Here is a 13,777-nt window from a genome sequence, read left to right as displayed (position 1 = left end):
CGAGATAAAGGAATGTGACTGGAGTTCAGACGTGTGCTCTTCCGATCTTGTTCCAATAACGGATGGGGGTAAAATGGTTATAGATGGCGTATGCTTGTGTCCGTTCGAGCTCGATACGCTCTAAAACTTCAGGCGGCGGAGTGACTTTGGACGGGTCGACGCTGAGGACTTCTGTCGGGTAGGTAGCGCTGTGGATATCGAGCGTGATATTCATCTCCTGCCCAGGAGCGATCCATGTGAGATTTTGCTCGCTTTCAGGAGCGTAATAATCGATCGGGATAATGGCGATCCCTTTCATTTTGTCAAGAGGGTGGGAGAGGACGCTGATATTTTTATCCGCCGTTACGACTACTCCCGAAGGGGATGGGAGTGTCAGTATAAGGCTTTTGCCGTTATACCCCTCAGCACCCCATAACGCAACGATACTGATAAAACAAACGATCCAAAAACGCATTATAATTATCCTAGTCTAAAATTTTTTGTCGCAATTGTAGCATTATGGGGGTTGAAACAGAATTTTTCCCCCGTGTTCGGTTCCATTAAAGGGTTTTGAGATTTTATAAAGAATAGTGTGTTACTATGAGTAATATTTTGGTGGAGAAAAATGTGAAGAAAGCTCGTGTTTTGAGTTTTGTATTGGTGCTGCTGGTTGCCGCAGTTGCCGTGCTGTATTATTATGTCAACCGTCCTAACGAAGCTTCCAAAATCCATATTTCGACCAATCCGTGGGTCGGTTTTACCCCTTTTATCTACGCGCAGGAAAAAGGGTGGTTGGAGAAGACCCCTTTTCAGTTTATGTGGCTGGTCGATTTGACCGATAATGCGCGCCTGTACGAACGGGGATTTACGCAAGGGTTTACGGCGACGCAGTATGAACTGTTCCATTTCAAAAATCACGATACGATCAAACCGGTTTTTTTGATCGACCGATCCAACGGCGCGGATGCGATCGTATCGAACCGTTCATTGCAAGAGATACGGGATTCGAAAGAACCTGTTGATGTATATCTCGAGAGGGAATCGCTGAATGAGGATTTTTTCGAAGCATTTCTCCGTGAAAACGGATTAAATCGAGATCATTTTCACAAAATAGATGCTTCCCAGAAAAGCATCGTGACGCTGCAACCTTCTCAAAAACCGATTGTAATTATTTCATACGAGCCTTACATTTCCAAACTATACGCTAAAGGATTTGTCCCGTTGGCGTCAACGCGGACAATGAAGACGTTTTTCGTGATCGATGCTCTATACATGGATGAGGCGGTCATTGAGGGGAGAGAAAAAGAGTTTCGACATTTAAAAGAGCTTTTTCAGGTAAGTGTCGAAAGGCTCAAAAGTGACCCTCACGAGTATTACCAAACGGTAAAGGGGTATTTGGAGGGGCAAAGTTATGAAGAGTTCATGCACAGCGTTTCGCAAATAGAGTGGCTTTATGAGGGACAAAGAAACGATATTATCGAACATCTGCGCAAACAAAAAGTCGGTACGGATAAGTTGCTGCCGTGAAGATACAACGTTTTTCATTGTGGGGACTGAGTATTTTTTTTATTATCCTTGTCGTATTGTCGGGTGGATTTTATTATGTCGAGCGGGTCGGGACGTTGCACTATCTTTCAGATGGGATCAACCAGAGCGTTTTTCGCCTTGAGGGGGATATTCAAGCGACATTGCAGCAAGAACGGATCGAGAATATACAGACGCTTTTAGATAAAGCCAGTACGATCGACAATGCGATTGCGACGCTTTCTCTTTCGCTAGACGGCAAAAGTATCGCTGTCTCTTCTTCCAGAGCAATGAGCGGAAAGTTGATCGAAGGGGAATACGAGCCGATATCGCACATCTATCAAGGATTGATTTCTCACGAGCATCTACATTATTCAAGCGAACTCCCTTATTTCGTCGGTGCTGAAAAAAAGACGGCATTTTTGTTAATCGACCTGAATAAAGCGTTTGTATTCGAACGTTTTAACGAGATCGCTGTTTTTTACGGAACGGCGCTGTTTTTGGTTTTGGGTATTTTTGCCGTGACGGTATTCGGCGGTGTCCGGCGATGGATTATCAGACCTTTGGAAACGGTGACCTTGGGTGCGCAGAGTAGGGAGATAGAAAAAAATCCGTACGTTATTGATGAAATCGCGATTTTGAACGAGACCATATCCGATTCGTTTCACTCGATGCGGGTCCAACAAGACGAGTTGAGCGATGCATTGGAAAAACTCCGATATTTAGACAGTATTCTTCGTACCGTTGCCGATATCAATCAGTTTTTGATCACGGCAGAGACGGGACGGGACCTTTTGAACCATTCGTGCAAACGGCTGGCGGAACACCCCGGATATGAGTTATGCTGGATGGCGCTAAAAGAGGATGAAAATCTTGTTATTCAGGCCTATTCCTATGACATAACAGGCTATCTGCACCCCGAAATCAAGATATCGTTAAACGATGCGTTTTCCGATCCCTCCGTCAAAGCGGTACGGGAAAATACGACGGTAGTTATCGAACATCTCGAACATGAAAAATCGTTCGGAGCATGGCATTTTATCGCCGAAAAAGGGCAATTCGGATCGATGATTTCGATCCCTATGGTCAGCGGTATCAATAAACCTCCTATTGGAGTGGTGACCCTTTATTCAAAACATTCCGAAGGTTTTGAGACCAAAGAGGTGGCAATGCTCGAAGAGCTGGCGGCCGATATCGGATTTGCCGTTGAATCGTTTCGACAGCGTGAACAGCTCAAATATCATCTAACGACGGATGCGATCAGTAATCTGCCAAACCGTTTTTCTCTAGTCGAAGCGTTGAGCGAAGAGAAAGTATGCGCTTTAGCCATTATCAATATCGACCGTTTCAGTGATATCAACGAAGTATACGGGATAGCGATCGGAGATGCTATTCTGGCAGGATACGGGCATTGGCTGAGCCAAAAAATAGTATCGAAGCCGGAAATTGCTCTGTATAAAATGGGAAGCGACGAATATGGATTGATTCATAAAAATTGTATCGATTTGGATTTTTTTATCACCTTTTTAAAAGAGATTATCGTTTTGACACAAAAAGAGTCTTTTGTGATTGAGGGGATAGAGATCGTTCTCACCGTCACCGTCGGTGTTGCACCGATCAGCGATCGCGTTATGGAACATGCGACTGCAGCGTTAAAACTGGCAAAACGCCAGCGGCATGAGCTGGAGATTTTTTCGGTCTCTTCGAAACATGAACAGGAGATTAATATCGCATGGTATAAGCGGATCAAAGATGCTATCGAAGAGACCCGCATTATCCCTTATTTTCAGCCGATTGTCGATAACGCTACAGGGGAGATCATTAAGTACGAGGCATTGATCCGACTGATCGAGCATGACGGAACGGTCGTCTCTCCGTATGCCTTTTTAGAAATTGCCAAAAAAACGAAACTTTATCCGGAATTGACCAAAATGATGGTTGACAGGGTGATCGAGACGTTTAAAACATCTTCCGTTCCGGTGAGTCTTAATCTTTCGACACAAGATCTCATCAATCCGGAATTATCCGATTATCTGGAAGATGCTATCGTGGAGCATCGGATGGGAAAATTGATGATTTTTGAGATTTTAGAGAGTGAAGGGATCGAGAATTACTCGGATGTCAGTGCGTTTATCGATCGTTTTAAGGCGATCGGATGCCGTTTTGCGATTGATGATTTCGGTTCGGGGTATTCGAATTTCGATCATTTACTGAAGTTGAATATCGATACGCTGAAAATCGACGGGACATTGATCAAAAATCTTCCGCACGATCGCAATGCTCAAATTTTCGTCAAACATATTTGTGAATTTGCACATGAAATGGGGATGAGTGTCGTTGCCGAATTCGTTGCCAACGAGGCGATCTATCATCAGGTCAAAGAGATCGGTATCGATGCGTCGCAGGGGTATTATTTTTATGAACCTGCACCGTCATTAATCTGTTAGCGGGAGGAGCCATGGGAAGCAACTATATCGGACGTCAACCTATTGTCAATCAGCGTGGAGGACTGATCGCGTATGATCTGTTTCACTCTCCGAAACACGGGAACGAATTTGCGACGGAGCTTTTGGTCAACAGTCTGCACGGCACTTTCGGCCTTGACCGTATACTCGGCAAACGGATCGGATTCGTCCGTGCCGATCATCGATTCATCCGCGATGAACTTGTTAATCTGCTTCCGAAAGAGAAGGTGGTATATGTTCTGTTGGAAGAGACTGACGTTAACGAAACTCTAAATGAAAAAATTCAAAAGTTTTCAGCACTCGGATATGAATTCGGTTTGAACGATTTTGCGTTTACCCCTGAGAATATGGAGAAGTTTGCTCCTGTTTTTCCTCATATAAAATATGTCAAAGTCGATATTTCCCGTAGTGGACGGATCAAACGCAGCGATGTAGAGGCGTTTCAGCGGCAAGGCATAAAAGTAGTCGGTTCGAAAATCGAATCGCATGATATCCATGCCGAATGCGTCGCCAAAGGGTTCGATTATTTTCAGGGTTTTTTCATCTCCAAACCCAAAATTTTAGAGAACGCCTCGTTTGCTTTGAATCACGAAGCCGTCATATCTTTGTGGAATATGCTTCAGCGCGACGTCTCTATCGATGAATTGGTGAAAGCCTTTGAACTTAACCACACCGTCAGTCTCAAGCTGCTGCGGTTTATGAACTCGGCGGTATTTTCTCTGCGTAATCCTGTCTCTTCTATCCGCCACGTTTTGACTCTTTTGGGACGTGAACCTCTTGCAAACTGGGTTATGCTGCTGATGTACTCCGAAGCACAGGAGTCGGATCAGAATACGGCTCCGCTTCTCTTAATGGTGGTGAACCGAACGGAGTTGATGGTAAAACTGCTCGAGCTTGTAGTTCCGAAGGCGACGAAGTCTCAGCATGCGACCGCGTATTTCGTCGGAATGCTCTCTTTGATCCATCTTTTGTTCAATATTCCCCATCGCGAAGCGCTGCGGCGGTTGAACGTCGCTCCTGAAATCGAGAGAGCCTGTTTCGAAGGGGACGGTTTTTACGGAGAGCTTTTGACAATGGTACGTTCGATCGAAATACTTGACAGCGACGCGATCGAAGCATTTTTATCCCGTCATGATCTCGTGTATGCTCAGTTGGAGCCGATCATCGCCGCGGCAATGGAAAAGGTTAATCAATTCGATGCCGCAATGGGCTGATAATTAGTATTTTGTCTTGAGATAGCGCCATAAGGGGTTCATTTTTCGGTGAATCCACAGAGCGCTCAAACCCCCGATCAAGCTTCCGATCAGAACATCGCTAAGATAATGGGCACTGAGTACAACTCTGCTCGATACGACTAGGGCAGCCAATGCGAAAAAGAGGTAGCGGTACTTCGGATACAGAAGGCTCAGTGCAACGAAAAATGAAAAAGCGGTGGCACTGTGACCTGAGGGAAACGAGTTGAACGACGAGCCTGTTTTGAACCAGACGAACTCGTATTGATCGTATAAAAAAAGCATTTTCGGACGCATTCGCGCGACAATCACTTTGATGATATCGACAAGGATGCCGCTGAATGCGACGACGCTGAAAAGATAGAGCAGTTTGCGTGCTATCAGTGTATTAAATTTTCGGTAGATGAGGTAAAAAATCGCCAACGGTATCAGCGTGTATTTTGAATCTCCTATCTGGGTTAGGAGGAAAAAGAGTTTTTTGACCCATAAAGAGTGTATCTGATGGCAGTACAACGCCAAGCTTTTATCCAGATACAGATACGACAAGAAGGCGCTGAAGCATAAAAACAAAGAGAGTGAAATTACCAGTTCTCTTTCGATAATCAGGGTCGTTTTCATCGTTCTCCCCGATAATTGCGGCATAGGGTGTAGGTGAACGTATCGACGATCCCCCCTTCCAGGGTTATGACGGAGTTTCCTAATGGGACATATTCCGTACACACTACCGCAGATGCGGCATCAGCGGTAAAGTGCGATGTAATGATAAGCAGATCGTATCCAACGGGGCTTTCTGCTTCCCAAAGGGAAAACTGGCGGTTTTTCGTATCCAGCGTAAAGACCTTTTCCCCATAAGGACGCGTGTAATAAAGGATACGGCTTCCGTACGTCCAGTTGGTAACGGCGAGCGCTTTTTTGGTGCTCGGAATCCCACGAAATAAAGCATCCGCTTCTCCGGCAATGCGATCGTAGCCGTAGATATCGCGAAACGGCGATTTGTAATCGGGAAAGTGTCCCCATTTAAAAACGAGTTCGGCATGAATCAGAAGTGAAAGCAGAGCTGAAAAAAGGATAACCCCTTTTACCGTTTTATCCCATCCGCGCCGTAACAGCATAACGGTTCCAAGCGGAATAAAGAGAAGATAAAAAAGGGCAGGCCAATGAGGAAGAACCGGCTTCAAAAAGGAAGAGACGAGGAAAAAGAGAGCGATCGTCGTTCCGATCCACAATGCAAGACGGACGGTATCGTCCGAGGAACGAAATGCGCCTATCCATCCGAACAATGCGATGACATATAACAGCGGGTTATAGGCTCCGATCTGCCCCGCAAGGGATTTAAAAAACGGTTTTAGAGCGATTGCCGTCCCTCCGGCGACGTGTTCGGATTGGTAGAGAAAGCTGATCCAGTCATGCTGCTGATTCCAGAGGATAACAGGGGAAATCATGATGAGGGCAAGCGACACGCTGAGTAAAGTACGCGGATTGGCAAAAAGATCGAATCGGCGTTTAGCTAAAAAATATCCCAATATTGCCGGGATGAAAAGGATCGCCGTATATTTGCTCAACCCGAGTGCCCCTAATAGGATACCGAGAAGGACAAAGTCCCGGGCTTTTCCCGTACGCTCAATTCGTAATACACTCTCCATCAGCGGGAACAGGAGTGCCATCAGAAGATTCTCCGGCAACAGCATCAATCCCAACGCACCGAACATAAATGAGGCGTTCAGGGCGGTGATTCCCCATAGGGCTTGGTGATGATCGGCACCCGCACTTAGGAGGAAACGGTACGCTCCTACGGAAGTGACAATCATCAGTGCGATTGCGGGAATACGGGAAAAAAACTCTCCCCCTTTCGTGCAAAAGAGGATAAATGCATGTATCCATCCGACCAGCGGAGGGTGATCGACATACGACCAGTCGAGATGGTAGCCGTAGAGGAGGTAGTGTGCTTCATCCACCCCGAAGCCGAAAAACGGCGCGACGGCAAGGCGGACGAGTGTAAACGCTCCCAATACCCAGAACAGTTGTCGGTATTGGCTATGAATAAGTTTCATCTGCAAAACCTGCTGTTCTCTAACGAGGGTTTTAGAATCTTATATACGTGCTCAACCGAGATGGCCTGCATGCAGAGATTATCATCACAGGGAGTTTTTCGATGATTGGTCGCGGCAACGCAGGGCGAACAGGCCAGTCCGGCATAGATCGGAGTAGTGATACCTAACGAACCGTAGAGTTTCGGGGTTTCCGGACCGAAAAGAACAAAAGATGGCATCGACGTAACGGCGGAGAAGTGTCCGGGCCCTGAATCGTTCGTGACCATAAACTCGCTGATTTCATAGAGTGCCGTCAGCTCGGAAAAAGCGGTTTGTCCCGCCAGATTGACGATTCGCTCATGCTTAAGAGCATCCGGAATCGCCTGAAGTCCCTCTTTTTCAGCGGGTGCTCCGGTCAGGGCGATAACGGTATCGGGATAATCGGTAAGTATCCGGCGGGAGAGTTCGATATAGTTGGCTTTGTCCCATCGGCGCAGCGGCATTAGATCGCTTGCATTGGCATTGAGCAGTACCAACCGCTTTGTCTCAGGGGCGTATGCGGGGCACAATGCGGCAATTTTAGACGCGATAGTGCTCTTTTGCGACTCGGTGACGTCGACACGGCGCAGGAGGATCTCCTCATCGCTAATGATACTTTTGGAAAAAGGGAGTTCTTTTGTATCGCTGAGCACGGCATTGGCGAGAGCGATAAAATTTTTGGCGATATGGAGATGGGGATTATAGGCAACTTTATGGGTTAGCATCGTACCGCGATAAAGCCCCTCGTTGTAAAAAGGGTGAAAGCCGATACGGTTTACCGCACCGCAAAGTCCGCTAAGCAGAGCCGTAAAGCGGGAGAAAAGCTCTAAATCGATAACGGTATCGATCTTTTTGCGTCGGCTCCAGAGTAAAAAGGAGAGGGTATCGCCCGCCAAAGCAAAAAGAGAATGTTCGCGAATGGTAAAGATGTTCTCTTCGGGTACTGTACGGAGAAGATCGAGGCTCGGTTTGTTTTTTGCAAAAATGACGAAATGAAGATTGGCATTCAATTCCCGTTTGAGTTTTTGCATCGCGGGGTCGACTAGAATAGTACTCCCCATTTCGGAGAGTTCGATCAGGAGAATGTTTTTAGGCTTGGTCGGATACGTGAAGAAATTCAGTGTTTTTGAAATAAACGAACCGATAAAACAGAGCGGTATCCCTGCCCAATAGTCGATATTGCGCATCGTATCAACGTGCATCGTAAACCTCGGAAGATAAAGTGTTTAATAAAAGTTTCATACCAGTTTTTTCCCCGAAAGCCAGATAAATAACCCCGGAAGACTGGCGATGATCAGCATGAGCCCGTAGAGGATGGAAACGGAGAGGATCGTCTCTTTGGAAGCGCCGATCAGCATAAATATCCCGATCATCGCACTTTCTCTAACCCCCCATCCCGCCAGCGAGATCGGCACGATAGTGAGTAAAAAGACAGGCGGAACGGCGACGAAAAAAAGTTCGATGCTTAAATCCATTCCTACGGAACGGGCAATTTCATACAATGCGACGATAGAGAGAAAATGGATGATTACAGAGAGTGTCAGCTGGGTTAAGATCGCTTTTTTACCTCGATATACCTGCCGAAAGCGAGAGGATAGCTCGGAGAGAAGATTGGTGATACGGTAAGCGGATAAAAAAGAGAATTTATGCAGTACGATGAGCAAGGCGAATCCGGCGATCCCTCCGAGCGCTATCATATTGATGAGTCCGAACAGCCATGAGGGAAGCAATGCACCGCTGTAGAGGTTTGCTCCGAGATTAAGTAAGAGGAGTCCGACGAGTCCGACGATCCGATCGATAAAAATACCGTAGAACGCCTCTTTTTTTCGGTAGCCCATAGAACCGAATTCTAAAACCCGTACCGCATCCCCGCCGATACTTCCGGGAAGTGCCTGATTGAAAAAAGCCCCCTTGTAATAGCTCGCGAGATAGACACGGTAACTCTCATGGAACTGTAGCGAGTCCATAATCAGCGACCAACGGTACGCGGCTAAAAAAGTACTTAGGGTTTGAATCGCTATGGCCGTCACTATCGCACCCGCACTTGCACTCAGGAGAGTTTGCATGACCGTTTCGAGATGGACCATCTGAGACGTGATCGCCAAAAGGCCGATTGTTATGATCCATTTTAAAAGGGTGGTGTTCATTCTTTCCCTTGCGGTGCGACATACTTTGGTGGTGCGAAGAATAGCGATGCAAGATTACAGAGTTACTACAAAACGGATACAGGAGCGTTATCAAAAAGAGATAATTTTTTATAATATCTATAAGGGCGTCGGATGAAAAAATGGCATTTTTGTAGTCAAACCGTAATCCTATAGCAGTACAACTTCGGAGAAAAATTGATTTTGAGGAGTTCGTCGTGCCTTCCATCACACCGACATCGGTACAGAAACATCTTTCACCTTCGGATTTTATCGTCTCAAAAACAGATGCGCTCGGCAACATTATTTACGGGAATCAGATATTTATCGATATCTCCGGATATGACGAACATGAACTGATGGGGGCCTCTCATTCGATTTTACGTCATCCGGATATGCCTTCGGTCGTTTTCAAGCTGCTCTGGGAGCGGATCGCTAAAAAAGAGGAGATATTCGCGTATGTTAAGAACCTTTGTAAAGACGGTTCGTCGTACTGGGTCTTTGCGAATGTTACCGCGACGATGAATCCTAACGGTTCGGTACGGGACTATCACTCCGTTCGACGTAAACCGAGCACAAAAGCCATGGAAGTGATTCCAACATTGTACGGAACTCTGTTAAAAGCTGAAAGAAGCGGCGGCATCGAAGCATCCCGAAAAATTTTAGATACGCATTTGAAAGAGAAGGGAACCGATTATGACCGTTTTGTCCTCTCGCTTCAACAATAATCGTGCGATTCTCAGCAGCATATCGTTGTTCGGTATCGCCGTATATTTAGGTACGACGGCAGAATACGCAGTCGCGGCGATTTGTGCATTATTGGGTATAGCCGATTTGGTTTTTACACTGAAGAGACCGATGCAAAAGCAAAGCCGGATCATCGAACAGCTCAACGATGTTTTAGAAAAAGCGGGCAAGGGGATTCTATCCGAGCGGATTACCCACATACCGAATGACGATATTCTCTCTAAAATAGCATGGGGAACCAACGATTTGCTCGACCAGATCGAGCAGTTGATGCGTGATGTCCGTTCGTCATTGGATATGGCGGCGCAGGGGCATTCGGACCGCATCGTTTTTAATTCAGGGTATAAAGGGGATTTTGAATCGCTTAGCAATGCCCTGAACCGCGCGATTGAAATTAATGCAGACTCGTATCTCGGAGGAAAACGTGCGGAACTCTCCTTGGAGTTTGATCGGATAAGCGGGGGGATTGCGAAAGTCCTCTCCTCGATTCAAACGGATATCGAACAAAACAGCCGCTATGCCCTCAAAATCAAAGAAAATATTACCGAAACGGCATTTGAAGTAGGACAGAGCCAAGAGAGCATCCATCGCATGGTCGAACAGCTTGAACACCTGATGGCGCTGATTGGACATTCCAATGAAGCGATCGTTTCGTTGAGTTCACGGATGAGAGAGATCAACACGATTGCCAATTTGATCAAAGATATTGCCGATCAAACCAACCTTCTGGCACTCAATGCAGCTATCGAAGCGGCGCGTGCAGGTGAACACGGGCGCGGATTTGCCGTTGTCGCGGATGAGGTTCGTAAACTGGCCGAACGGACACAAAAAGCGACGCAGGAGATTACCATTACGCTTTCGACACTCCAGCAAGAGGCTACGGAGATCGAGACCAATTCGGAAACCACGTCACATATTGCCAAAGAGTCCCAGGCCGAGGTATACCGGTTCGAAGCATTGCTGCACGATTTCATCGGGCAAACGAGCCATTCGGCTAATTTGGCGAAGTTTATCAGTGACTCGCTCTATACATCCTTGGTCAAAGTCGATCATATCATTTTCAAACATACGACATACGGTGCGATTATCCATCAACAAAACGATGCATCGTCCCATTTACTTTCCCATAAAGAGTGTCGTTTCGGACAATGGTATTATGATAGTTCCACGCATGGAGGATTGGATCGGACTGAAGCGTTTAAAGCGATTGAAAAATACCATCAGGCAATACACGAGCGTATTTTGGATGTGGCACGCTGTATCCCCGATCAATCCTGTACAACTACCTCAAAACGCGAAAATATTATCGGGCAAATGGCTGAGATGGAACGAAACAGCGATGAAATGTTCGAATTACTGGAAAAAATGGTCGCCCAGGCTAATCCTTCGGTTAAGTTGCTCTGAGCGGAATAAATCGTCGATATCTGCTTTATTGCGATATCTTGACGAGAACTTTGCGCTCGCATTTGCAATCGTCAAAATAGATCCAACGCTCTTCGTATACGTCTGATGAAGTTGCCGGCTGTACGACAACCTGTGACGGATTTTGGATAACCATGGTTCGCGGCGGTGTCTGAATAATCACCGGCGATGGTGTTTCGTATATAATCGTTTGGCGCGGTGCCAGCGTGTATCCGATGACCCCTCCGAGAAAGAAAGGAGAGATCCATCCTCCGTATCTCCAGTCGTAGGCATCGTGAGGCCCTCTCTCCCGACCGTGCGCTTCTAAAGAGCTTGAAGCGATTAATAAGGTTAAAAGAATCAATACTGTTTTTTTCACTTGGGTTCTCCCGATTGGACTATTTATAATCGTATATCCGATTAGGTAAATAATTAGTAATGATTGTAGTAGAGTTGATTTTTGAATGGGTATTACAGTTAGTCGTTATGGAAAAGTTGCTTGAAGAAGTGCCTGAAATAGGCATTTGAAAGTTGATGGTGCGGATGAAAGGACTTGAACCTTCACACCTTGCGGCACCAGATCCTAAGTCTGTTTTTTTGTACTTTTCATACTTTCTTAAATTGTTTCAAATCCTTTCAAAACACCTATATTTAGGGATTAATAAGCATTTTTTGTTTTTCATTTCTGTGCAGTTATTTTCATTGTTTTTCAAACTTTGTAGTAAAAATTGTAGTAAAAAATTGGCATTCTTATTACGAATTTTTTGTTATACTTTTTCAATAAAAAAACGACGAATTTTATATAAAAAGTAATTTTGTCGTTAAATTGGAGAGTTATAAAATGGGACTGAAGCCAGTTGGTGGAAAATATGAAGGTGTTTGGATCAACGAGCTAAAGAATGGCGATGTCTCTTTTTACATAAATTACCGAGATGATTCTGGTAAACCAGTCAAAGTACTTGTAGGTAAAAAAACAAAAATTTCTGATTTTACTGTGAAAGATGCTTATGCCAAATTGATCGAAATGAAGTATAAACTTCAGCATGATGAAGAGCCAACAATTAAAGCTGGGAGAACTTCGAAACTAAAATTTGATGCCATATGGGAAGAATTCTATAGCTATGCCAAGGCGAATAAAAAATCATATCTCATGGATGAGCAAAATTATAAGAAACACATCAAACCAAAATTTGGGCATAAAAATGTAAAAGATCTGACCTCATTGGACTTTGAGAACTTCAAGCAAGAACTGACAGCAACAGGTTTGGAACCCCAAACAGTCAAACATCAGTTAACGCTTATTCGAACCATCATTAACTATGCGATCAAGCATAATATTCTTAAAAACTTTACTAATCCTATGGGAGATGGGAAAGTTAAAATGCCCGATATCGACAATAACCGTCAGGGATATTTGATGAAAGATCAAGCCAAAAAAATTTTAGAAATTTTGAAATCAACACATCAACTAACATACCATCTTACAGTGTTATTACTATTTACTGGTGCACGATTTAGTGAAATTACTGGGGCAGCATCACGAAAGAATAAGACAGGCATGGATACACAGTTAAAATGGTCTGATGTCAATTTTAATAACAACACAATTTATTTCAAAAAGACAAAAAAAGGTAATGATAGACATATCGCTATGAACAGAATCCTTCGTGAAACGATCGATTACCTCTATGAAAACAAGGTAAATGAAAATGTTATCAACAACAGTGATGGGGGAATTATTTTGAGAATGCCGGATTATTTTGCAGATGCTGTAGAAAGTGTTATTCCTGGAAACAGTGTACAAGATACTAAATATAAAATTACCGCTCATTCACTCCGACATACACATGCGAGCTGGCTTGCAAAAGCTAAGCTTGATATCTTACAGATCAAAGAACAGCTTGGACATCAGCGTATTGAAATGACGATGCGATATGCTCATTTGATTCCAAATGTTAGGCATAAAGTGACGAGGAATATATTCCTTTAGAAAATAATCATCCGATTTACATCACACTATACAATATGATTTTTTTGAAGTGTATATCAATAAATATAAGCTTTTTCCTTTATTTTTCACAATATTATCCCCTTGATTTTCTTAAAAAATATGTTCTAAAAAATCCTTCTCTTTCTCCCTATTTTCCGAAGTTTTTTAGCCTAAAAAAACTATTGATTTATCGAAAAATCTAAGTTACAATTTTCCCAGTCGCGAC

The 13,777-nt window shown here is 44.6% G+C and carries 11 protein-coding genes; 6 read left to right on the top strand and 5 right to left on the bottom strand.

Annotated features, from left to right (window positions below):
• Positions 1 to 606 precede the first annotated feature (606 nt).
• Genes Q0389_RS04950 through Q0389_RS04940 form a run of 3 tightly spaced genes read left to right on the top strand, consistent with a single transcriptional unit; the run spans position 607 to position 5,182 of the window.
• On the top strand, positions 607 to 1,506 hold the full coding sequence (locus Q0389_RS04950) for a hypothetical protein (RefSeq protein ID WP_298692215.1): 900 nt from the start codon (positions 607 to 609) through the stop codon (positions 1,504 to 1,506).
• On the top strand, positions 1,503 to 3,950 hold the full coding sequence (locus Q0389_RS04945; RefSeq protein ID WP_298692211.1) for an EAL domain-containing protein: 2,448 nt from the start codon (positions 1,503 to 1,505) through the stop codon (positions 3,948 to 3,950). The genes Q0389_RS04950 and Q0389_RS04945 overlap by 4 nt, the downstream gene beginning before the upstream one ends.
• An 11-nt stretch (positions 3,951 to 3,961) precedes the next feature.
• Entirely contained in the window at positions 3,962 to 5,182 is a 1,221-nt protein-coding gene (locus tag Q0389_RS04940; protein WP_298692209.1) for an EAL and HDOD domain-containing protein, read from the top strand.
• A 3-nt stretch (positions 5,183 to 5,185) separates the two neighbouring features.
• Here the strand turns inward: Q0389_RS04940 and Q0389_RS04935 are convergent, their stop codons facing one another.
• Genes Q0389_RS04935 through Q0389_RS04920 form a run of 4 tightly spaced genes read right to left on the bottom strand, consistent with a single transcriptional unit; the run spans position 5,186 to position 9,416 of the window.
• Positions 5,186 to 5,818: a phosphatase PAP2 family protein gene (locus Q0389_RS04935; RefSeq protein WP_298692207.1), complete on the bottom strand. Its 633-nt coding sequence runs from the start codon at positions 5,816 to 5,818 to the stop codon at positions 5,186 to 5,188.
• A complete protein-coding gene (locus Q0389_RS04930) occupies positions 5,815 to 7,251 on the bottom strand; it encodes a glycosyltransferase family 39 protein (protein ID WP_298692205.1) in 1,437 nt (478 codons plus the stop codon). The genes Q0389_RS04935 and Q0389_RS04930 overlap by 4 nt, the downstream gene beginning before the upstream one ends.
• Positions 7,248 to 8,471 carry a glycosyltransferase family 9 protein gene (locus tag Q0389_RS04925; protein ID WP_298692202.1) on the bottom strand — a complete coding sequence of 408 codons (1,224 nt, stop codon included), beginning with the start codon at positions 8,469 to 8,471 and terminating at the stop codon, positions 7,248 to 7,250. Before Q0389_RS04925 ends, Q0389_RS04930 begins: the two co-directional genes overlap by 4 nt.
• 36 nt (positions 8,472 to 8,507) lie before the next feature.
• Positions 8,508 to 9,416, bottom strand: coding sequence for a lysylphosphatidylglycerol synthase transmembrane domain-containing protein (locus tag Q0389_RS04920; RefSeq protein ID WP_298692199.1), 909 nt, complete (start codon positions 9,414 to 9,416; stop codon positions 8,508 to 8,510).
• Positions 9,417 to 9,640: 224 nt separating this feature from the next.
• Here Q0389_RS04920 and Q0389_RS04915 point away from each other — a divergent pair, with 224 nt between their 5' ends.
• Together Q0389_RS04915 and Q0389_RS04910 are read left to right on the top strand one after the other, a co-directional pair.
• A complete protein-coding gene (locus Q0389_RS04915) occupies positions 9,641 to 10,141 on the top strand; it encodes a PAS domain-containing protein (RefSeq protein ID WP_298692226.1) in 501 nt (166 codons plus the stop codon).
• Positions 10,110 to 11,564 carry a methyl-accepting chemotaxis protein gene (locus Q0389_RS04910; protein WP_298692197.1) on the top strand — a complete coding sequence of 485 codons (1,455 nt, stop codon included), beginning with the start codon at positions 10,110 to 10,112 and terminating at the stop codon, positions 11,562 to 11,564. Before Q0389_RS04915 ends, Q0389_RS04910 begins: the two co-directional genes overlap by 32 nt.
• Positions 11,565 to 11,589: 25 nt before the next feature.
• Here Q0389_RS04910 and Q0389_RS04905 read toward each other — a convergent pair whose 3' ends face one another.
• Positions 11,590 to 11,940, bottom strand: coding sequence for a hypothetical protein (locus tag Q0389_RS04905; RefSeq protein ID WP_298692195.1), 351 nt, complete (start codon positions 11,938 to 11,940; stop codon positions 11,590 to 11,592).
• A 462-nt stretch (positions 11,941 to 12,402) separates the two neighbouring features.
• Here Q0389_RS04905 and Q0389_RS04900 point away from each other — a divergent pair, with 462 nt between their 5' ends.
• Positions 12,403 to 13,551: a site-specific integrase gene (locus tag Q0389_RS04900; RefSeq protein WP_298692192.1), complete on the top strand. Its 1,149-nt coding sequence runs from the start codon at positions 12,403 to 12,405 to the stop codon at positions 13,549 to 13,551.
• The last annotated feature ends 226 nt before the right edge of the window (positions 13,552 to 13,777 follow it).

The organism is uncultured Sulfuricurvum sp. (assembly GCF_937936435.1).
GTDB lineage: Bacteria > Campylobacterota > Campylobacteria > Campylobacterales > Sulfurimonadaceae > Sulfuricurvum.
Note: the sequence above shows the minus strand (reverse complement) of the source record. Positions and strands in the feature narration are given on the sequence as shown.

What these genes read in the sequence shown, in the direction of transcription:
- Q0389_RS04925 (WP_298692202.1), bottom strand. Translation starts at nt 8,471, where the DNA reads ATGCACGTTGATACGATGCGCAATATCGACTATTGGGCAGGGATACCG.
- Q0389_RS04910 (WP_298692197.1), top strand. Translation starts at nt 10,110, where the DNA reads ATGACCGTTTTGTCCTCTCGCTTCAACAATAATCGTGCGATTCTCAGC.
- Q0389_RS04940 (WP_298692209.1), top strand. Translation starts at nt 3,962, where the DNA reads ATGGGAAGCAACTATATCGGACGTCAACCTATTGTCAATCAGCGTGGA.
- Q0389_RS04935 (WP_298692207.1), bottom strand. Translation starts at nt 5,818, where the DNA reads ATGAAAACGACCCTGATTATCGAAAGAGAACTGGTAATTTCACTCTCT.
- Q0389_RS04900 (WP_298692192.1), top strand. Translation starts at nt 12,403, where the DNA reads ATGGGACTGAAGCCAGTTGGTGGAAAATATGAAGGTGTTTGGATCAAC.
- Q0389_RS04920 (WP_298692199.1), bottom strand. Translation starts at nt 9,416, where the DNA reads ATGAACACCACCCTTTTAAAATGGATCATAACAATCGGCCTTTTGGCG.
- Q0389_RS04930 (WP_298692205.1), bottom strand. Translation starts at nt 7,251, where the DNA reads ATGAAACTTATTCATAGCCAATACCGACAACTGTTCTGGGTATTGGGA.